The organism is Paraglaciecola sp. L3A3, from assembly GCF_009796765.1.
GTDB lineage: Bacteria > Pseudomonadota > Gammaproteobacteria > Enterobacterales > Alteromonadaceae > Paraglaciecola.
The window spans coordinates 4813490-4835494 of the sequence record NZ_CP047023.1; the positions used below are offsets into that span (position 1 = coordinate 4813490).

The following is a 22005-nucleotide window of genomic DNA, read 5'->3' on the forward strand; positions in this document are numbered from 1 at the left end:
CGATTATAACTAATCGGCTAATAACTGAGCAGCTTGTTTAGCAAAATAAGTCAAAATACCATCTGCACCAGCCCGTTTGAAAGCTAACAAGGATTCTAAAATAACTTGCTCTTCGTTTAACCAGCCGTTGATAAAAGCGGCCTTATGCATAGCGTATTCACCACTCACTTGATAAGCAAAAGTGGGCACTTTGAATTCGTCTTTACAACGTCTAACAATATCTAAATATGGCATACCGGGTTTTACCATCACCATATCAGCCCCTTCTTGTAGATCTAGAGCAATCTCTCGAAGTGCTTCATCTGAGTTGGCAGGATCCATTTGATAACTCTTCTTATCACCGCCTTTAATGTTACCAGAAGAGCCGACCGCATCTCTAAAAGGTCCATAATAACTTGATGCATATTTAGCCGAATAAGCCATGATACAAGTATTTATATAACCATTTTCTTCCAATGCTTGACGTATGGCACCAATTCGGCCATCCATCATATCGGAGGGCGCAACAATATCAGCCCCGGCTTCTGCATGAGACAAGGCTTGTTTAATTAACACCTCAATCGTTTCATCATTTAATACGTAACCAGACTCGTCAATTAGGCCATCTTGACCATGAGAGGTAAAAGGGTCTAGGGCAACATCGGTTATCACGCCTAACTGAGGTACAGCGGCTTTTATGGCCCGAACGGCTCGTTGAGCTAAGCCTTGAGGATTGAAAGCTTCACTAGCACATAACGATTTAACATCAGCTGGGGTAACAGGGAAAATTGCAATCGCAGGGATCCCTAACTCAGCTAACTCATGGGCCTCTTTGACTAATAAGTCGATAGACAGTCGCTCTACACCAGGCATAGAAGGTACAAGTTCTTTTTGATTGTCACCTTCAAGAACAAACATAGGGTAAATTAAATCATTTACTGACAATGAGTTTTCAGCCATTAATCGACGAGTGAAATCTTGTTTACGCAATCTGCGCATACGACTTAGGGGAAATTGTTCGTGCATTATTATTCCTGTGAAACTTGTTCTAGTGTATTACTCGCCATCACTTGGTTTCTACCTGCGTGTTTGGCTTTATATAATTGCTGATCTGCTAGCGCTAAAATGGATTCTTCTGCTTGTGAGAGATCTGCGATCCCGCTGCCTATTCCAGCACTGACTGTAATTTTGACCGAAACCTTATCTAACTGAATAACTGTTTCCTCAATTTTAACACGGATTTTCTCAACTAAAGCGACGGCGCCTGACAATTCAGTATTAGGTAAAATAAGTGAAAACTCTTCACCACCATAACGGCAGACATCATCGCTTGGCCTTTTTAACGATGATTGAATAGTATTGGCAACTATTTTAATACATTCATCGCCCACTAAATGCCCATAGTTATCGTTTACTTTTTTAAAGTGATCGATATCTATCATCACAATAGATAACTGTGTCTGTTCTCGGCGACTACGCCGAACTTCAGCTTGATATTTTTTATCAAAGAAACTGCGGTTACGAATACCGGTTAATGCATCTAGAGTATTTTTTTCCTCTAATTCACGATTTTTTTCTGATAACTCACGTAATGCCACCTCTAGCTCTAAGGTTCGTTCTTGCATGGAATATTCTAGATTTTCAGTCGACTGCTCTTTAGCATTTAAAGACTCAATTTCAGTTTGAAAAAATTCACTATCATTTTCTAAAGAAACGATCTTTTTATTCAGCAATTCTTGTTTATGCTGGTAATGCCCTAAAACCATAGTCAAGGTTAACCAGCAGGTTTTAATCACAGCACCAAGCAATAAGGTATATTGAGGAACTGACATTATTTGCAAATAATCTAAAGTAGACAACCCGGCACAAATTAGAAATACACTCCAAGCTAAGGTGTAACTTTTAGCCATGAAAATATTTTTCTTCCACAACCAAGTTCCTATGCTCAGAATTAACAAGGTACTAACAGATAGACAAATAGTTAAATCAATAAGTAACTGCTGCTGAGACAGGAAAAAACCTATTACAAAGTTCAATAACAACAAACTAACAACAGCTTTAATGATCAAGCTGACCACTTTATTATGAAACGAAAAGTTTAAGAAAAAATAACTAAAAATAACCGAGAAAAAAAGGCTCAAGTTGACAAAAATATTTAATCCATGCTGCTGTAGCCATAAGTTATCTGGCCAAATAAATCGTTCATCAATACCATAAAAAATAGCTAGCGCTAAGCCCCAAGTTAACACTAACAAGCTGTAAATAATAAACCGGTATAATTGACTATATAAATAGACAAAAAAATTGAGTAAACCCATCGCGCTCAATAAACCAAATAATAATCCCAATACAAAATCTGCTTCTTGAGTACCTAATATGCTAAAAAATACCAATAAAAATATGCCACTACAGCTGACTGCAATTACAGATTGTCTATTAAAGCCGAACTTAAAAAACTCAGTAGTCATCTTGGCTCTCTACTTTCGGCAAGCCAAAAAGTGACTGAGTATTAGTTATGCAAGCTTGATTAAGGGTATTGATGTCAACGTTCATTATTGTCGCCACTTGTTCAGCAACGTAAGGTAAATAGGCAGGTTCATTATTGCCTTTATCTAGTTTCCTATTATTTGCTAACCCTTTGGGACGTAGATAAGGGGCGTCTGTTTCTAATAACAAACGCTGAATGGGCAACTCTTGTATTGCATGCCTTAATGACTCACCTCTTTTGGGATCACATACCCAACCGGTTATACCTATATAGAATCCCAAATCGAGGTATTTAGACATTTGCTGACGATTACCGGTAAAGCAGTGAGCTACGCCTCCTACTAACTCAGTTTGGTATTTTTCGAGTAATTTAATTTGTTGTTCGAAAGCGTCTCTTTCATGTAAAAAGACTGGTAACTGAAGTTCACAGGCTAATTTTAGTTGCTGTTCAAAAGCATGTAGTTGTTGTTCTGGAGATGAAAAATTGCGATTAAAATCTAAGCCACATTCGCCAATTGCCACCACTTGTGGCGAACTAGCTAGTTGGCGTAAGGTATCTAAGGTTTTGCTGTTGAATTCTTTACTATGATGGGGATGAACACCGGCAGTAGCAAATAAATGAGTGGGATGAGACCGAGTGAGATCTAATGCTTCACAACTTAATGCTTCCGAAGTACCTGTGATTATGATTTGCTGAACCTTGGCATCAACAGCTCTAGCCAATACAGGTTCAACTGCAAGTCTATTATCTGTAAAGTTGACACCAATATCACACCAATACATCACTTAACTTCCCTTCATGAAGGCCTTAACTATCAGTAAATACAGAGTTGCATGAACATACACTCAACTATGAATTTTCTTCCTGCTCATCAATTTCAACTTTTTTACGAGAATAAATTCCACCAACCACAATACCAAACTCGTACAAAATCCACATAGGTATAGCAAGTAAGGTTTGCGAGATAATATCTGGAGGCGTTAACAACATGCCCACCACAAATACACCAACAATCACATAGGGACGCTTAGCTCTTAACGCTGCTGGAGTTGTCATGCCAGTCCAACACATCAGTACTATGGCGACAGGAATTTCAAATGATAACCCAAAGGCAAAAAATATTTTTAATACAAAATTAAGGTAACTACTGATATCAGTATTAATCACCACTCCTTCGGGGGCGACACTAGTAAAAAAAGCAAAGGCTAGAGGAAAAACCACATAATAGGCAAAAGCCATCCCTAAATAAAATAATAGGGTACTAGAAAATAACAATGGAGCGACTAGGCGTTTTTCATTTTTGTATAACCCAGGAGCCACAAACCCCCAAATTTGATAAAAAACCATAGGGATAGCAATAAAAAATGATAGCACCATAGTTAATTTAAATGGTGCAAAAAAAGGTGAAGCAACATCAGTTGCTATCATTTCTGCATGTTCAGGAAGAGTATCTAATAATGGTGTTGCCAACCAGTGATACAGATCTTGGGCAAAATAAGCCAAACAGATAAAAACAACTAAGACACTTAAAAATGCTTTGATTACGCGACTTCTAAGCTCAATTAAATGTGCAACTAAGCTATTTGCTTCAGCCATCCTTGATTACTCTTTAGAATAGGGTTTTTGTACGGATTTAGCTGCATTACGAAGTTCATCAACAGATTCTTGTAATTCAGGAGACAAATTTTCTAAATTTTGTTGTTCTGCTTTTTTTAAGTTTTCGTGCAATTCATGAATTTTAAATTGCTGCTCGACTTCTTGCTTAAAACCATTCGCCATACCTTTAATATTGCGGATAGTTTTCATCGTAGAACGCACAGCACCAGGCAATCTTTCAGGCCCTAATACCACTAATGCTAACCCTGCTATAATCAGCAGTTCAAAAAAGCCAATATCAAACATTAATTAGACTCTTTCTGTTCGCTCTTAGTTTCTTTAATTTTATTTTCAGCAGCTTCAGATGACTTATCTTCAACTTTTTCATCAGTTTTTTTAAAATCAGCATCTTTATCTTCTTCACTCATGGCTTTTTTGAAACCTTTCAAAGCGCCACCTAAGTCCCCACCAATGCCACGTAATTTTTTAGTGCCAAACAACAACACCACAATCGCTAATATAATTAAAAGCTGCATAGGACTAATGCCAAACATAAAATACTCCAAAATACATAATTGATGTCATTATACGGTTCTTCACCGAAAGGTCACTGAGTTTGATGACTTAACTAGCAAAAATCAAATAGAAAAACCGCTTATATCCAGAATGAAAATATAGTTTGCTAGAAAGCTGATATTGTATCTTTTCAACTTGCTTGATTTATACTGGATAAAAAAGCATTTTATATCACATTTTTGCTCAGCTTATCGAGCAAAGGGCAAGATTTAAGAGGAGGCTGTTTGCAGAAAAATATTTTTTTAAGCTTGTGCCTACTTAGTGCTTGTTCAGTACAAGCAGAAGAACCCTTACCAGACTACCCTTGGTTAGACGAAATGCATGGAAGTGTCGCTAATTCGGTTAATTCAACAGCATTATGGTTTGATGATTTTTTTGCTTTAAAAGGCTTTAATTCTATGCAAAAAGCAGATGGTGAAGCCCGTATTTTACTGGCATGGGAACCAAGAAGTAGAGATTTAACTAAATTTAAAACCCGCTTTAAAGTGAGTTTTAAATTACCTAACTTAAAAAACAGAGCAGACCTTATTTTTTCAGATGAAGATGATCAAGACAACGAGAATCCATTAAGTACATTAGGTAACCAAGAAACTCCAGAGCGCAACCGTTTTAGTCTCGCTCTACGTTGGAAAAGTAAACCCGATAGTGGTTTTTCCCAGCGCATTGGTATAGGCCGAAGATTACAGCCATTTGTCAAAAGCCGCTACCGCCATGCGCACTTTTTGTCCACAAAAACCACATTAAGCTGGGAAACATCTGCTTACTATTATTCTCGAGATGGTTTGGGTACAGACCTATCGTGGCGTTTCAGTTATCAACAAAATGACAAGTCAATCATTAGACAAAATAATCACTACTATTATCGTGATAAAGAAAATGACTGGTTGTGGCAACATAGCTTTCAGCACTTGAATCAAATTGATCACAAGAACGCATTAATTTCTGGGATATATTTTGAAGGAACCAGCCAACCCAACTTTCGCCTAGATGAATACTTAGTAAGTGTACGTTGGCGTAAAAACGCCCTTCGAGAATGGTTATTTTATGAATTAGAACCCTTCGTAATGTGGCGAAGAGATGAAGGGTTTTCAGCATCATATGGTATAGGGCTAAGACTCGAAGGCCACTTTAGCAAGAAATAAAGCCTAACCTTATTTTACAAGCTAAATTTTCTTTATATTCCATGCCACAAGCCAACTCAAAATCCCAACACCTGCACAGGTCATACTCGGCCACCATAAATTTTGATAGATAGGTAAAATACTGGCTACTATAATTAAACTGCAGCCTACCATCACCAATTGGCTACTTCTGTGTTGTTGTTTAAGTTGTAGTTGTTGTTTCTCAAACTGCAATCTTTGTTGTTCAGGTAAGGTTTTCACCTGTTTTAAAGAGTCATAAATTAAATCTGGGATCTCGGGTAGTTTTTCAGACCAATAAGGTAAGTTTGCTGAAACCTTGTTATACATGGCTTTAAAACCAATTTGTTCTTTTAACCAATTTTCTAAAAAAGGCTTAGCCGTTTGCCATAAATCAAGTTGTGGGTACAACTGGCGGCCCAAGCCCTCAATATATAGTAAGGTTTTTTGCAATAACACTAGCTGTGGTTGGATCACCATATTGAATCGTCTAGCGGTATTAAACAGTTGTAATAACACATTACTAAATTCAATTTCTGCCAGAGGTTTTTTAAATATGGGCTCACACACCTTACGAATAGACGCTTCAAAATCATCTATGTCTGTGTCTGAAGGTACCCATCCAGAATCCACGTGTAACTCTGCTACTTTGCGGTAATTACTATTAAAAAAGGCAATAAAGTTTTCAGCTAAATACCGCTTATCTTCACGAGTTAAAGTACCTACTATGCCAAAATCTATAGTGATGTATTGAGGATCTTGTGGGTTTTCGTACGCGACAAAAATATTACCAGGGTGCATATCCGCGTGAAAAAAACTATCACGGAACACTTGGGTGAAAAAAACTTCTACACCACGCTCAGCTAATCTTTTTAAATTGGTATTGCGCGCTGTAAGTTGCTCTATGTCTGATATAGGTGTGCCATAAATACGTTCCATCACCATAACGTTCTTATGGCAATAATCGCTATAGATTTTAGGCACGTATAAGGCCGGAGAATTTTCAAAGTTTTGTTTGAACTGAATACCATTGGCCGCTTCATGCGTTAAATCTAACTCATCGATTATGGTGCGTTCGTATTCTTCCACAACTTCCACTGGTCGCAGACGTTTACCGTCAGGTAATACCTTTTGTAACACACTGGCTAAAGTGCGCATCAGTTCAATATCAGATTGAATGGTTTGTTTGATGTTAGGTCGAATAACCTTAACCACCACATCTGCATTATTACTTTTTAATTTGGCCGAATGTACTTGCGCTATAGATGCTGAAGCCAAAGGTTTAGTGTCAAACTCACTGAATAATTGCTCAATTGATTCTAGGCCTAATGCATGACGAATAATTTGCTGTGCTTGTTCGCTGTCAAAGGGCTCCACTTGATCTTGTAAAATACTTAACTCTTTAGCGATATCTGCAGGCAACAAATCTTTGCGTGTCGACAACATTTGACCAAACTTTATAAATACTGGGCCTAAGGTCTGCAACGCTAAGCGAATACGGGCACCTTCAGATTTATCCTTGTGTTTATTCGCCAGCCAAAAAAATAACCCTCTACCTAATTTTGCATACCAAGGTAGCCATTTATTAGGGACCATTTCATCTAAGCCATGTTCTAGCATCACTTTATTAATATGATATAGGCGAAAAACTCTCACAGGTTTGGATTTTCCTTATTTGGATTAGAGTTAGATTTTTTTGCCGCAGCTTGCTCGGCATTTTCCCGTTCGGCACTCGCCCGTTCTAAGAGGGCAATTTTTGCGGCTAATCGTTCAGTGCTACTACGTAATTCACTCACTTCATCACTGAATAAAATGACCTCATTTTGACTAACCGCAATTGAATCATCTTTGGTTAATCTGGCTGTCATTTTTTCAGCACTTTGATTAAGATTGATTTTGGCCTTTTCAAACACACTTTTAAAACTAGCAAAGGTTTGGTGAGCAACTACATCTCCAGTATATTTGGATAGTTGTTCTTCCCAATCTATATCTAAGTCTTTTATCAAGCTGCTGAAGGTTTGTGCCACATAAATATCGCCTATTAGGTTCAATTTTTTTTGCTGAATCAATTGGGTTAGTTGACTGGTATCTTGCAACTTAGGCAGAGTTTCTAAATTTAATTCAATTAAACAATCTGGCGCTGATGCTTGCGGCTCGTCTGCAGACTTAGGCATGACTACACCTAAGTCAATTTGCTCTGAAAAACGGAACAATAATGGCCACGGAAGTTCATCAATAGTGACCTGTAAAGATCGCCCAGCTAATTTTTGTAACCGTGCTTGGCTATCGGGATCTAGCTTGAGCAATTTATTCATTGCCAGTTCTAGACCTGATGTCACTAATTGCGGGAAAGGCATATTAGAATTTAAAACCACGATGTAACGCCACTATACCACCCGTTAAATTGGTATAGGTTGTTTGTTCGAAACCAACCGCTTCCATCATCCCTTTAAGCACTTCTTGTTCAGGATGCATACGGATTGATTCTGCCAAGTATTGATAACTATCAGCGTCATTAGCCACTAACTTACCTATCTTTGGTAATAAATGGAATGAATACATATCGTAGGCTTTATTCAACATTTCATTACTTGGCTTAGAAAATTCTAATACTAATAACCTTCCACCCGGTTTTAACACTCTGTACATAGAAGCTAAGGCTTTATCTTTATCCGTGACATTACGCAGACCAAAAGCAATGGTAATAATGTCAAAGGTATTATCAGGGAAAGGTAATTCTTCAGCATTAGCCTGTGCGTATTCAACGTTACCGACTATGCCTTTATCTCTCAGCTTATCTCGGCCCACTTTTAACATGGCATCATTAATATCAGCTAAAATCACCTGCCCAGATTCACCCACGATTCGTGAGAATTTAGCCGTTAAATCACCAGTGCCGCCAGCTAAATCTAATACCTTATGCCCGGCTCTAACCCCACTACAATCTATGGTGTAACGCTTCCATAGGCGATGTATACCTAACGACATCAAGTCATTCATGATGTCGTATTTTGCCGCAACCGATTGAAACACGTCTTTTACCATGTTTACTTTTTGGTTTTTGTTTACCTGCTTAAAGCCAAAGTGAGTCGTGTCTTGCTGTTGGTTAGATTCAGTGGTGTTAGAAGTGGTCATGAAAATTCCTTAGCGCTAATATTTTGCTAGTTTAATCTATACTAACCAATAGTTCAGCAGATATTTAGCACTGTTTAAAAGGGGGATTTTAAGCCCTGTTGAATGTTAATTGTTTTTTGCAATGTTGTTTACATTCTTCATTTGGTGTGTTTTTATACCCCCAAATCACATTAAAAGGAATTAATGCCTCCATGAAAAATATACTCGCTCTTGCTTTTTTCTTCTTGCTCAGTTTCAAAGCATTTGCCCAAATTACTTATAGTTTTTCCATTCCTACAGTCGAAAAAAACACTTCCTTCACTATTGATTTTAACTTTACTACTAACCAATCATATGCAGAGGTGAAATTCTATAAAAAAGTGAATAATGCATTTCAGCTGGTTAATCATTTTCCTAAAGATATGTCTGGTTACACTTTGCAATCTGGCGACAGTACTGGGCTTTTAGAGTATAAGATTGAGGGGTGTTATTATGACACCGCTAATAACTATAATTTCGTTTGTGGCATAGATACGGTTTATCCCAGCATAATGGTAGTAGATGGCTCTCCCACTAATTTAGATATTACATGGGGTGATTTGGGGTTAAATTTAGATTGGACTTCCAATAAGGCTGCCGTTGTAGAAATACAAAAAGGCAGTGGCCAGTGGAATGAAATTGCAAAGCGCAGTCAGTATCATTCATTTTTTGACTATAATACCGCTGAAGTTGGCTTATACCGTTTTCGCGTGAAAGCATGTGATGCGGATTACGAGTCGAATTGTTCAGGTTGGGCTACTTCGAATCAAATATCCTTTAATCCCGATGTGCCTGACGATTTCAAAAATTATGATTCAACACACAGTAGTATTGATAACGAACTTGTAGAATTCACACCCGGCTCGTACTCTGTTTCTCAAGGTAATTTTAGTTATAACATCCCCATTGATGTGCCTGCTTTTCCGTCTGGATTAAAGGCAAACATTTCTCATGCCAATGTCCGTTTAGGTTACCCCTACATTAGAGGGTTCAATGATAAAATAACAGAGTTGAAATACTGTGCGCGCAGTAATGCCGTTAAATCTATTGACGAGCAGTTAGATGAATCTGCAACGGCAGGTGAAGTCGATTCGACAAGTACAGGATTAACAGACCGCTTGTGTTACAACGATAAAGTGTTAATCAAAGTTGGTGGGATGGTTGCAAATGAGTCGAATAAGGCGGTATATGAGGCCGAGTATTGGCAAACTGGCGCAGAATATTATGTTGAAAATGCGCCAAGCATACGCTTTGTAGCATCAGGCTCTTATACTAACACCGTACGAGACTACAATATTCATAGAGAAATAACGCTCTTATTACCTAACGGGCATACTAAGCTTTATAAGCCTTATGTATCACTATCTGGTGACGCCACTGCCAACTTTAAGTTACATCGGCACTCTGATACATACGGAAACTGGATAGATTATTTATATACTCATGCACTTAATTATCAGATAAATTATTCAAACGGTTATAAAATTACGCTTTCTGGTTTCGCATTTGACGACTCAAATATGTTAGCTACGCCAGATGATCAATTATGGTTAACGGTTTTTTCGGGTAATCAGCCAATTAAGCAGTATCGATTTATGTTTGAAAGCCAATCTGGAGTGCAGGGTCACTATCTGGCCGATTTTGATATGATATCTAGTGCTAAAGTGTGTGGGTTTAACGAAAACACCACCGACTGGCAAGACGCAAAATGTGCAAAACCCATTAATTTCGAATGGAATTCGACTAAATTAATTAAAAGTGTCACAGGTTCCCGTAAGCCTATTTATGTGACATATGACTCAAGCAAATATCGACCGGTGATTGGTTTGTATCGCTATGAAGATTGGACGGTCAAAGAGTATGGATATACACAGCGTTATAAAGATAATTTACAAAGAAGCACGCCAATTAACGATACTTATACCACATCTGGGGCGTTTAAAGAATTCCGATATGGTGATGCGGTGTATAAACGTAACAATGGTGTAATACTCGAAGAAGACAGGTTTGTGCCTGTACTTACAGAAAATGGCAAGCCCAATGATTTTTTAGGTTATACCTATATTCATACAAAGAACTTAGAAGCAAAACAATACTCAGAAAATGAATATTCCTATACAGAAACCGATACAAGCCCTCAATTAGACTACACAGAGCGTGGGGTGATTGATGGTTACTCTAATAAAACAGCCACCCATGAAACTACCTATCATTATCAGCAACATGGTTCTGGCGACTTTAAATATCTTGAGCATGCAAAAACGTTAACATACCAAGCTAATCTTGCAGGTTCGAGTGTTACCCGTCAATTGTTGGGTAACGTGGTAGTGCAGTATGAGTTCGATAGTTATAAAAACCTAACAAAACAAACCACCTCTCATTACACTTCAAGTAATAATACTTCATTGCTAAAAAGAGAAGTTATTAATTCTTCTGTGACTAACAACCCCCAAGCTTGGTTGCTGGGCTTTGTGAACACTCTGACTGAAACGAATACCGTTTATGCGGGGCAAGGCGCAGGCACTAAATACGTTAAAACCAAATTCACTCCGCAGTCGGGTTCAACGGATATTCGCACCTCTACTTTGTACAATGGTAATAACAATACACCTGTTCGAGTAGTAACCACAGTGCGAGATAGTATGGGGCGTGTTACCTCTGAATCTGTGGCCGCAAATAATGCCCAATCGCAATGGGAAACACGTACCACATCTTTTACTAGTTTTAATGGGGTGGGTTCACCACAAACTGTCAGTGATGCGAATAATACACCTACCACCTTGACTTATGATACCCGCTTTCAGGTACCGAAAACGACCAACGATATTGATGATATAAGCCATTCCACTGTATACAACCCCCTTGGGCGGGCTATTCAGTCTATAGATAATAATGGGGTAACCCAATCGACTGTGCGTTTTTATTGTTCGCAGGCCTTAGTGTCGTGTCCTACAGGCACTTACACTGAAGGGGATATGGAGTTTAGTGTTTACGCCTCTTATGGGGAAACTCAAACACTCACCCATACAAACACGCATCAACAGGGGCTAACAAAAGTCATTAACTACTACAATGGTGTCCATCAACTGGTTGGGCAAGATAAACATTTGTTAGGCGGTGACGTATTACGGCAGTTATTTTTGTATTACGAGAATGGCAAAACTTGGCGAGAGTCACTTCCTTTTGAAGTTAATCATCCTCCGTCCAGTAATGGGGGAACATGGAAAACCTATATTTATGATGATTTAATGCGGTTATCAAAAATTCTGCATAATGACAATGACTTAATGGTCACCAGTGGTGGCGAAACGAATTTTTCTTACAGCACGGTGAGCGAATCCGGCGCTTATGTTAACAAAGTCACTGAAACAAAAACGGTGAATACTTTGCATGTGTCGTCACCTTCGTCGATACCCGAGTTCTTTCCTGGTGAGACGGTGAGCAAATCAAGCTACTACAATATGCTAGGTCAACTTATTAAGGTGGTGGATGCACAAGGTACTGCCATTACCTACGAGTATGATGGGCATGGTAACTTAGTTAAAACCCGGGTCAATGGCAACAGCCATACCGATGTGAAAATTGAATATAATCACTTGGGCGAGCGTGTGTACATGGCCGACCCCAGTGCAGGCAGGTTAAACTTTGAGTATTCAGGGTTTGGTGAGCTGAAAAAACAAATCTGGTCAAAAAATAATGCCCATCAAAAAATGATGCAATTTGAATACGATGAATTAGGCCGACAAACTAAGCGACTTGACAGCATGCCCGGTCAAGCAACCAAGACTCACCTCTGGAGCTATGACGCGCAATACTACGGTATGCTAGACAAGATCATTACCGCCAGTAATGGCAATGGCAGTGGCAGTGGCGAGTTTATTGAGCAGTATCGATACAATACTCAAGGCCAATTAGATAAGTACACGGCAAGTGTACCCCAAGATAATTGGAGCAAATCCTTTTACTACAATTATGATGAACTAGGTCGGCAAGCCAAAGTCACTTACCCCACCTGGCATGAGGTAGCGTATGACTATCATGATGAGGGTTTCTTGTTGCGTGCCAAAGAAGTCAATACGCAAAATGGCGCATCTTGGTGGAGCAACGGGCCTTCACGTATTTGGCAGGCAGGCAAGCAGACGGTGGATAGCCAGCATAATATGAGTCATGGCATGTTGTTTGGTAATCAAGTGGTAGCCACCACTCACACCTCTGGCAATGGTTACTATATACAAAAAACCGCAGGCAAATATCAAAACGGCAACCTTAACAGCGAATTACAATCGGCTCGTTATTTGTTTAATACCTCGGGTGCGTTAAAAACACGAGAAGAAACCCAAAGTGACTTAAGCGGCGGGTTTGACTTAAAAGAAAGATTTACATACGACCCCCTTAACCGGGTTAAATCCAGTCATGTTTACCGCAAAAATGCTGGGGCAAGTGAGCAGTTAATCAACAGTGCCAATTATGATTACGATGATTTAGGTAACCTAGACTATCGCTCAGATAAAGGCGGTACCTTTTATTACAATCGAACCAACGGTGCCAGTGTGCATGGGGTGACGTCAGCCAATGGCCTAACCTACAAATATGATGAATATGGCAATGTCATCCAAAAAGGCAGTAGCCACATTAGCTACAACATCTTTAACAAACCCAGCAATATCGATGGCCAACAGTTTTACTATGGCGCCGACCATAAGCGCTATAGAAAAGTCGATGCAGATGGCACTAAAACCTATTACTTAATGGGCGGCATGTATGAAGAAATTGTCGAAGGCGCCACTGTTACCTATAACAGCTATGTGGATGGGGTGTATTTACTCCAAGAAACCGTCTCTTATGGCTACATGGGCAATACCAAACGCCGTTATTTACTGCAAGACCATTTAGGCTCCACCTCGGTCATTACCAATGAATCAGGCTTAATTGAAGAGCGTTTAAGCTTTAATACTTGGGGTGAACGCCGAGCCAGTAATTGGAGCTCCAATAGCGTTAGCCTAAACGGCCTGACTAGTACCCGCGGCTTTACCGGCCACGAGATGCTAGACGACAGTGGCTTAATTCATATGAATGGCCGGGTATACGACCCAAGCGCAGGTAGATTCTTAAGTGCGGATATACTAATCCAAGCGCCCACCAATACCCAAAGTTATAACCGCTATAGTTATGTGCTGAATAATCCGTTGAGTTATGTGGACCCGACTGGGTATCAAGGAGAAGGGGGCTGTACTTATAATGGTGCCCCTATGGATTGTTCATGGGTGTATCAACACTCAGAAGATCTAGGTGGCTCTACATATACTGAAGCATTTAATGAGCAACACCTAGCTGGTCTGTATTCTGCACGGGAAGACAACATTTCATATTCACAATTATTAAAGAACCGCTATAATTTTAGCCAAGGGCTTGTTAATGGTTCAGTTGATATTATTGATAATCCTGATGGGCAAAAGGCGCATAGTTTAAGTTTTGATGGTAAAGCGCTTCGATGGATTGATGGAGAAGGAAATGTTGTCGATGAGTGGGGGGCTATTTCTGGTCGTCCGAGTCGAGGTGGTGGTAGAAGTAAAACAAAGGATTACACCGGCGCAGGCTCACAATCATTAGAAGACAAAGGCCCAATTCCTGAAGGTACTTGGGCTGTTAGAGTCGAGCGTTTCCAAGCTCGCAATCAATCTGGCTGGCAAGAATTTAAGGGTGCGCTTGGGGGAAGTGCTTGGCCAGGAGGGCATGATTCTTGGGGCGATTATCGCGTGTGGCTTGAACCCCTCGGAAATACTAATACTTATGGGCGGTCTGGGTTTAGTATTCATGGTGGAGTAATACCGGGGTCTGCTGGATGCATTGATCTATGCGGAATGATGCCAAGCTTTGCACAAAGGTTTCAAAGTTATGGGCAAGACATGGTGTTAACAGTTAAATATTAGGTGGGTGAATAAAAATGAAGTTAAAAATAGGTGTTCATATATTTTTTATTTTGGTTTTCGTTCTTGCCTTGTTGTTTGCTGTAACGGATGTACTAGAGGCTTTTTCATCATCTAGCCAATACGTTTTTGGAACAGAGGTTGGCGGATGGAAGTATTCTTCAGAAACTAACTTTTTAATTTTTAATGGGGTGCAAGCGATAATTAGTTTGGCTGTTTTACTTGCACTATCTTGGTCGTTGGTAAAAATTAAAAAAGCCAAATAGATTCTTGTAGAATAATATCGGGGTCAGAACAACGTTAAATACAAATAAAAGGGGTCAGAGCCGAATTATAAATAAAAGGGGTCAGAGCCGAATTAAATAGTCTATATTGTTGAGGTATAGACTTTTTTTGTTTTAGGAGGCATTGATGCCAAGAAAACCTAGGGCTTCAGCGGCAGGTGTGCCAGAGCATATTATTCAACGAGGTAACAATCGTCAGGTTACTTTTACCAGTGAAGAAGATATGAAGGCTTATGTCACATGGTTGAAGGAATATGCGAAAAAGTATGAAGTGAACATTCATGCCTGGGTGCTAATGACGAATCATGTGCATTTATTATGCACCCCAATGACAGCAACAGGTATTTCTCAAATGATGCAGTCATTGGGGCGTATGTATGTGATGTATTTCAATAAAACCTATCTTCGCTCAGGTACATTGTGGGAAGGCCGCTATAGGTCTTGCTTAGTGCAAGAAGAAACCTATCTTTTACAAGTCTATCGCTATATTGGAATAAAAGGGGTCAGAGCCGGAATAAAAGAATAAAAGGGGTCAGAGCCGAAAGAATAAAAGGGGTCAGAGCCGAATTAAATAGTTCTGGAATGTGTTGAATAAAACGGCTCTGACCCTATTTGATTTAATCAGATGACAAGTTTACAAAGAAACCTAAGTAATAAAATTGATGAAATTCAACAGAGTGGAGTCTGGGAAAGAATGAATGATTACTTTAAGGATATTGGATATTAGTCATGAAAAAATATTATTTGTTGAGATTGTCTTCAGAAGAAAAGTTTTCAGCATTTGGTTCTAGCCAAGCAGAAATATCCGAGAACAAATTTAAAGATAAAAACAATTTTAAATTATTAATGGAGGCGTTAGGTAGTAACAGGTATTGGCAAATTCAAAGTGAAATTAATAGTGATTTTCCAATTAATCTAGAACGTGTGGAATTATTAGAGGGTGCTACTCAAACTGACGGCTTAGAATTCTCTCCAAAGTTAATCAATTGTCCTTTTTTAATATCTGAAAAATTTAAGAATATATTAGATCAGTTTAATACCGAAAATATATCATTCTTTAAAACGATGGTTTTTAATGGAAATGTTGAATATTTCAAGTATTACTTAATGCATATAAAGCGTTTAGACGACGGTATTATTGACTTCAAAAAGTCAACCTTTTATTTTGAAAACGAACTGCACGGCAAAGGCATAAAAACGTTTAAGAATGTGACAGAAATGAAAGACTTTTTTTATGAAAATGTAGGAACTGATTATGGTTCAATTTATCTTGAAAAAAACAAACTGACTAACCTGGATATATTTTGTTTAGGTTCCGGAGAGCTAGTTATTTCTGAAAAATTGCAACAAGAAATAACTAACCAAGAACTATTAGGTTTGAATATATTACCTGGAATAAAAGGGGTCAGAGCCGAATTAAATAGTTCTGGAATGTGTTGAATAAAACGGCTCTGACCCTATTTGATTTTATGACCCTATTTGATTTTACCTGGAATAAAAGGGGTCAGAGCCGAATTAAATAGTTCTGGAATGTGTTGAATAAAACGGCTCTGACCCTATTTGATTGTTGAATAAAACGGCTCTGACCCTATTTGATTGATCTAACGGCCAGATAGTTCGATATAGTAACCGCACCGGCGAGTATGGAATTGTCAGTGCAAATGGAACTATAAACACTTTATTTAGGCCTACAACCTCCAAAAGAGGCGGTAATGGTTTAGATTATTTCTTAAACGATAGAATGAAAAATATAGGATATTAGTATGACGACGGCATACACTTGTTTAGTTTGTGGGTGGAAAGGCTTGGAACACAACCCAGCTTTTCCATTTAACTCAAATGAAATTTGCGCTTGCTGCGGTTCAGAGTACGGGCTTGATATTCAGGAATATATTGATGTCGTGAAAATTCGAAACGAATAAAAGGGGTCAGAGCCGAATTAAATACCAGTGCAGGCAGGTTAAACTTTGAGTATTCAGGGTTTGGTGAGCTGAAAAAACAAATCTGGTCTAAGGGCAATGCCCATCAAAAGATGATGCAATTTGAATACGATGAATTAGGCCGACAAACTAAGAATCGATAGGGTCAGAGACGTTGATTTCGTACATGGCCTTCACGTATTTGGCAGGCAGACGGTGGATAGCCAGCATAATATTAGCCATGACATGCTGTTTGGTAACCAAGTGGTAGCCACCACAAAAACAGCTATTAACGGCACCTATACTGAAAGGAGGGAAGACAGCTAGCAAAGATTTGTTAGCTGTCTTGGACTAGCTATAGCGATTGAATAATTTTATCTAAACCTGCTTTTGATTTTTTAACCGATTGCATAGAAGACATTCCGTCTGGGTATTCTTCTTGCTCGATAACTAACCAGCGAGTACCGCCATATTTTATTTCGTTTTTAATTAACTCAGCCCAGTCAAAGTTATCTTCTCCTAGAATAGGGCTTGCATCACCTTGAGGTGTTCTATTTGGTCCATGATAGTTACGCACTTTAAGGTGAGTAGTAAGAGTACGACCAGGATAACGTTTTACGTATTCAACAGGATTTTTTCCAGCGAAATTAACCCAACCCACGTCTAACTGAAGCACAACTTTGTTCGGAGTGTGAGTGGCAATGTAATCCCAAAAAGTGGCATCTAGATGCTCATTAAACTCTTTATCATGATTGTGATAACCAATAAGCATATTTTTAGCCGCGGCCTTTTTAGACAATTGCACTAAATCTTTGCTTAGAGCATCAACACCATTAGCATTCCAAGCTCTAGAGTCGGCAGGAATAATTACCATATCCACCCCCAAAGCTTTTAAATAATCTAAGTTTTTATCTAATTTTTCGCCACGTAACAGTTTAAAGCCGACGTGAGCACCACTAGGTTTGAGCCCAATTGAGGCTAGATAATTTTTTAGGCCAATAGGATCATCCGCATAAGGACCATAATTCCCTGCAAACTCAACGCCTTGAAAGCCCATATCAGCGATTTGTTCTAAGGTGCCTTTAAAATCTGCACTTAATGCATCTTTTACCGACCATAATTGCACACTAATTGGTGGTACTTTGAATTCTTCTTCAGCACTTCCTTGTGAACTAGAACAAGCTGTTAGCCCAACTAAAGTCAGAGCTAAAAAGCAAGATAATAAAATTTTCTTCATGTTATGCACCTTTGATTAATCTAATTAATTACTAACAACAATTCGTTTTTGAAATTAATGCGAGATTTTAACTTTTTTATTTTTACCTTTGAGGGTACCCAAAAATGCCAATACATCCCGAATTTGTGCCTTAGTCAGCATATAATTCATAGGAGGCATGCCAGATGCAGGACGTTGAATATCTTTAACATCAGACTTGTTGAAAACTTGTAGCTCTTCACCTTCTTTACCTAAGGTGATCGTTTCCTCTGTTTCGGCATTAAACAATCCACTTACTACATTGCCATCATTCAAGGTTAAGTTAAACGAACCATAACCAGGTGCGATAGCGCCACTAGGATCAACTAGCGCTTGTAATAAATATTCAGCAGAGCGTTTTTTACCAATAGCACTTAGATCTGGCCCTACGTCTGAACCTTTACCATTGACGATATGACATCTCATACATTGAGCCGCACCGCTAGTATAAAAAATGTCACGACCAGTCTGTATATCACCACCATCTAAGGTGCTGGCAAATTGTGTTAATAAATCACTTGTCTGCATTTTTTGCTGGTACTGAGCAAGCATAGCTTTAACTTGTGGATTGGTGCTCTTTTCCGCTGCCGCTAATAGTTCTAGAGTGATGGCATTGTTACCTTTATTTTCGATCAGCCCCTCAAGTTTATTTGTCAGCCATGCATCTATTTTGGCATTGCTCTGAGCTGTCATTCCCGATAGCGCCATTTTTTGTAATGACACTGAACCATTACTTAAAAACTCAAATAATGATTGCATACCGGCCTGATAATCTTTCTCCAAAACAGTAGCCAACGCCGCTGACTGAATTTCCACAGAATCGCTAGCTAACAAGTCTTTACTCACTTTAAGCCCTGCATGTGGGAATCTTTCAGTTAATAGTGCTAAGGCTTGTACTCGAATGTTTGCCTCAGCAACATTATCTTGGGCAATTTTGGCTAAAACAGCTTCTGATAATTCATAATTAAATTGTTTAGCAATACGCATAGCTTGTACTAAAGCTTTACCTTTGGTATTGGCTAAGATTTCAGGCAAAAACTGTAAAACCAAATCAGTTATATCAGCTCTGTTTTTATTAGCCAAACTCGGTAAACCGGTAATAGTATCGATTGGGTTCAGATCATTCCAACCTTCAATTGCTGCGAGAGCTTCTGAAGCTAAACGTTCCTTCAATCCTTTGTGAGCAGCATAGGCTAACAAGCGTTTGGCATCTTGTGCCCTACCTTCATTAAAGTTGGCATTGATAATTCTATGATGCACAAACTCTTGTACTGCAGTATCTGCCACCATTTCAGTGTCCAGTAACTCAGCCACTTGAGCACGTACTTGAGTTAATGACTTATCATCAATTGCCACAATAGCTTCATCTACTATAGCCTGTGACTTGTCAGCTAAGAAATCTGCAACTTGATTATCTTTTAATGCTCGTAATGCTAATAAAACAGCTAAACGTACATCTGCAGATTTATGATCCTTATGTTCAATCCAAACCTTTTTATCTACGCCTTTTAAAGCCATCACTAATGCATGACGTAGCCATAAATCTTGAACACCAACGCTTAGCAATTTTTTAATAACAGTATTAACCGCACTGGCTGAGCCCATTTTACCTAATCCGATAGCCGCATACATGGCCACTTGGTCGTTATTATCAGCTAGCGCCTTAATCAACTCATTTTCTGCAAACTTAGCTTTGTGATCGCCCAACACTCTAGCCGTTTGGATTCGAACTTGTTGGTTAGAATCTTTAAGTAGAGGAATTAAAGAAGCCAGTTTTTCTTTATTAATTGTATGATTAAGCACTAGTTGACTGAATCCCCAGATACTATGAATACGAGAAAATACATCCTTGCTCTTATCATGAGCCAAGCTATCGAACAGGGTGAAAGCTTGCTGGCCACGTTTTGCCAGTTCAAATTGAGCTTGTTGACGAATACGTAAGTGGTCAATCGCTAACAAATCAGCCAATTCTTGCACAGACTTATCAGCATAATTAGCAGTTAAAATCTCATTAAATTGTTTGTTCTGTTTAACCAGAGCGTCAGGTCTTTCTTTTAAATCTAAGGCATAAACCGCACCTTGACCTTCAGATTTCCAGCCACCGAAATTAAATTCAGAAACATAAAAACGACCATCAGGACCAAAATCAATATCACTGACGTTAATGCCTCTTAAAAAGATAGTTTTTTCTTTAGGTAAAAAGGATGCGCCCTGCTCTTCGGTTTTAAAAGTTGAAACGTATGAACCAGAAGGTGAGCCACCGTAGTGTGCAATAAAAAACGTTTTACGCCATTTTTCGCCTAAATAGTTACTTGGGTTATAAGTAAAGCCTGAAGGCCCTCTTAATAACTTTAAAATTCCAGGTAACATATAGGCAGGTTGATTATCATTACGAGGTACCGACATATCATTCGTCAGCCATGCCACCGGAATGTCTTTATCTCCAGTATATTTAGATGAACGCAATGCCAATTTTTGAGTGAAACTCATAATGGTTTGATGACCTGCATGCCAACCAGAATCCCCACCTTCAATTAAGTGATTCACTCTTTCAGTGTCGCTTCTATCACCATCATTGTCGGCGGTAAACAGGTTACCAAACTCATCAAAAGCTAATTCTTGTGGATTACGCAAACCAGTATAAAACACTTCAATATTAGAACCATCGGGATCCGCTCTGAAAACTGCGCCATAATTTGGCTCAAAGTAAGTATTACCTTCTTTGGTGGTGACATCGTAGCCACGATCACCTAAAGACCAATACAAACGACCATCAGGTCCCCAAACCAAACCATGCATGTCATGGCCTAGAAAACTCACACGGGTACCAAAACCCGTCTGTAATGACACTCTTTTATCTGACACACCATCGTTATCGAGATCTTCTAACAGCCACAAGTCAGGTATGTTGGTGTAATAAACTTTACCATCACGCTCAATGACCCCTGCACCTAAACCATCTAAAGGTTGATCAAAACCACCGGCAAACAACTTAGATTTATCCGCTTTTCCATCATTATCTGTATCTTCAATTAACACGATTTGATCAGATACACTGGGCCCTTGGTTATGGGGAAACTCTGCTGGAAAATTTTTATATAAGGCTAAACGATCATCTAAGGTTTCTATCTGAATATCAGCAATGGTTGCTTCTTTAGAAAAACGTCTAACATCTTCCACCCCGTTATCGATTCTATATATTTCAGTCATCAATAACCGACCTTTAGAATCAAAATAAAAATAACCAGGGTTATTAGTCAGTGAGTTATCCGCCCACACACCCACTGTTAAATCATCGGGGATAGTAAAACTTTTCATTCTGACGTCTAAGTCGACTTTTTGGTCTTCAGCAAAAGAAGATATAGGGCTTACTAAAAAACTGATTAGGGCGAGAGTTTTTAAGATATTCATGTTAACGATCTGTAAATATAACTTTAATGGAATGGTAGCTAAAAAGCCCAATATTTCATAGTTAATATTCAGTCGACTATGCAACAAATTCGGCGTTTTACAATTTAATGAAAGGCCAACGAGATAAGTTATACCTTCCTATGAGGACTTAATTACCCAATAGGCTAATTTAGTGATTTGCTATCCGTCACTATTATTTATAACCAATAGAAATATCGTAAGATTTTAAAATAATACCCAACTGTCATAAATATGTAACAAAAGTGTGATTTTTTTGC

15 protein-coding genes and 1 pseudogene are annotated in these 22005 nt (G+C 38.8%); 5 read left to right on the forward strand and 11 right to left on the reverse strand.

Features of this window, described 5'->3' with window-relative positions:
- Positions 1-9 precede the first annotated feature (9 nt).
- The 6 genes from hemB to tatA form a co-directional block, all read right to left on the reverse strand.
- Positions 10-1005 (reverse strand): porphobilinogen synthase, encoded by a 996-nt coding sequence (hemB, locus tag GQR87_RS19955; protein ID WP_158972446.1) that lies wholly within the window; start codon positions 1003-1005, stop codon positions 10-12.
- A 2-nt stretch (positions 1006-1007) separates the two neighbouring features.
- Complete coding sequence (locus tag GQR87_RS19960) at positions 1008-2447, reverse strand: diguanylate cyclase (protein WP_158972447.1); 1440 nt, start codon at positions 2445-2447, stop codon at positions 1008-1010.
- Entirely contained in the window at positions 2437-3249 is an 813-nt protein-coding gene (locus GQR87_RS19965) for a TatD family hydrolase (protein WP_158973102.1), read from the reverse strand. The genes GQR87_RS19960 and GQR87_RS19965 overlap by 11 nt, the downstream gene beginning before the upstream one ends.
- 67 nt (positions 3250-3316) lie before the next feature.
- Positions 3317-4063 (reverse strand): twin-arginine translocase subunit TatC, encoded by a 747-nt coding sequence (tatC, locus tag GQR87_RS19970; protein ID WP_158972448.1) that lies wholly within the window; start codon positions 4061-4063, stop codon positions 3317-3319.
- 6 nt (positions 4064-4069) lie between these two features.
- On the reverse strand, positions 4070-4369 hold the full coding sequence (gene tatB / locus GQR87_RS19975; protein WP_158972449.1) for a Sec-independent protein translocase protein TatB: 300 nt from the start codon (positions 4367-4369) through the stop codon (positions 4070-4072).
- Positions 4369-4617 carry a twin-arginine translocase TatA/TatE family subunit gene (gene tatA, locus GQR87_RS19980; protein WP_158972450.1) on the reverse strand — a complete coding sequence of 83 codons (249 nt, stop codon included), beginning with the start codon at positions 4615-4617 and terminating at the stop codon, positions 4369-4371. Before tatA ends, tatB begins: the two co-directional genes overlap by 1 nt.
- Positions 4618-4863: 246 nt before the next feature.
- Between tatA and GQR87_RS19985 the strand changes: the two genes are divergently transcribed.
- Positions 4864-5781 (forward strand): hypothetical protein, encoded by a 918-nt coding sequence (locus GQR87_RS19985; protein WP_233267331.1) that lies wholly within the window; start codon positions 4864-4866, stop codon positions 5779-5781.
- Between the two features lie 21 nt (positions 5782-5802).
- Here GQR87_RS19985 and ubiB read toward each other — a convergent pair whose 3' ends face one another.
- Genes ubiB through ubiE form a run of 3 tightly spaced genes read right to left on the reverse strand, consistent with a single transcriptional unit; the run spans position 5803 to position 8913 of the window.
- Positions 5803-7434 (reverse strand): ubiquinone biosynthesis regulatory protein kinase UbiB, encoded by a 1632-nt coding sequence (gene ubiB / locus GQR87_RS19990; RefSeq protein ID WP_158972451.1) that lies wholly within the window; start codon positions 7432-7434, stop codon positions 5803-5805.
- Positions 7431-8153, reverse strand: a complete 723-nt coding sequence (locus GQR87_RS19995) for an SCP2 domain-containing protein (protein WP_233267332.1) — start codon at positions 8151-8153, stop codon at positions 7431-7433. Before GQR87_RS19995 ends, ubiB begins: the two co-directional genes overlap by 4 nt.
- Entirely contained in the window at positions 8137-8913 is a 777-nt protein-coding gene (gene ubiE, locus GQR87_RS20000; protein WP_158972452.1) for a bifunctional demethylmenaquinone methyltransferase/2-methoxy-6-polyprenyl-1,4-benzoquinol methylase UbiE, read from the reverse strand. Before ubiE ends, GQR87_RS19995 begins: the two co-directional genes overlap by 17 nt.
- Before the next feature lie 191 nt (positions 8914-9104).
- Between ubiE and GQR87_RS20005 the strand changes: the two genes are divergently transcribed.
- From GQR87_RS20005 to GQR87_RS20020, 4 genes and pseudogenes are all read left to right on the forward strand, one after another.
- A complete protein-coding gene (locus GQR87_RS20005; RefSeq protein ID WP_158972453.1) occupies positions 9105-14861 on the forward strand; it encodes an RHS repeat domain-containing protein in 5757 nt (1918 codons plus the stop codon).
- Between the two features lie 14 nt (positions 14862-14875).
- Complete coding sequence (locus GQR87_RS20010; RefSeq protein ID WP_158972454.1) at positions 14876-15124, forward strand: hypothetical protein; 249 nt, start codon at positions 14876-14878, stop codon at positions 15122-15124.
- Between the two features lie 145 nt (positions 15125-15269).
- A pseudogene (locus tag GQR87_RS20015) lies at positions 15270-15665 on the forward strand (transposase); the annotation flags it as partial.
- Positions 15666-15871: 206 nt separating this feature from the next.
- Complete coding sequence (locus tag GQR87_RS20020; RefSeq protein ID WP_158972455.1) at positions 15872-16582, forward strand: imm11 family protein; 711 nt, start codon at positions 15872-15874, stop codon at positions 16580-16582.
- An 834-nt stretch (positions 16583-17416) separates the two neighbouring features.
- On the opposite strand, the gene GQR87_RS20025 is transcribed toward GQR87_RS20020, so the two are convergent.
- Together GQR87_RS20025 and GQR87_RS22485 are read right to left on the reverse strand one after the other, a co-directional pair.
- Positions 17417-18298: a sugar phosphate isomerase/epimerase gene (locus GQR87_RS20025; protein ID WP_158972456.1), complete on the reverse strand. Its 882-nt coding sequence runs from the start codon at positions 18296-18298 to the stop codon at positions 17417-17419.
- Between the two features lie 54 nt (positions 18299-18352).
- On the reverse strand, positions 18353-21727 hold the full coding sequence (locus GQR87_RS22485; RefSeq protein WP_158972457.1) for a HEAT repeat domain-containing protein: 3375 nt from the start codon (positions 21725-21727) through the stop codon (positions 18353-18355).
- Between the last annotated feature and the right edge of the window lie 278 nt (positions 21728-22005).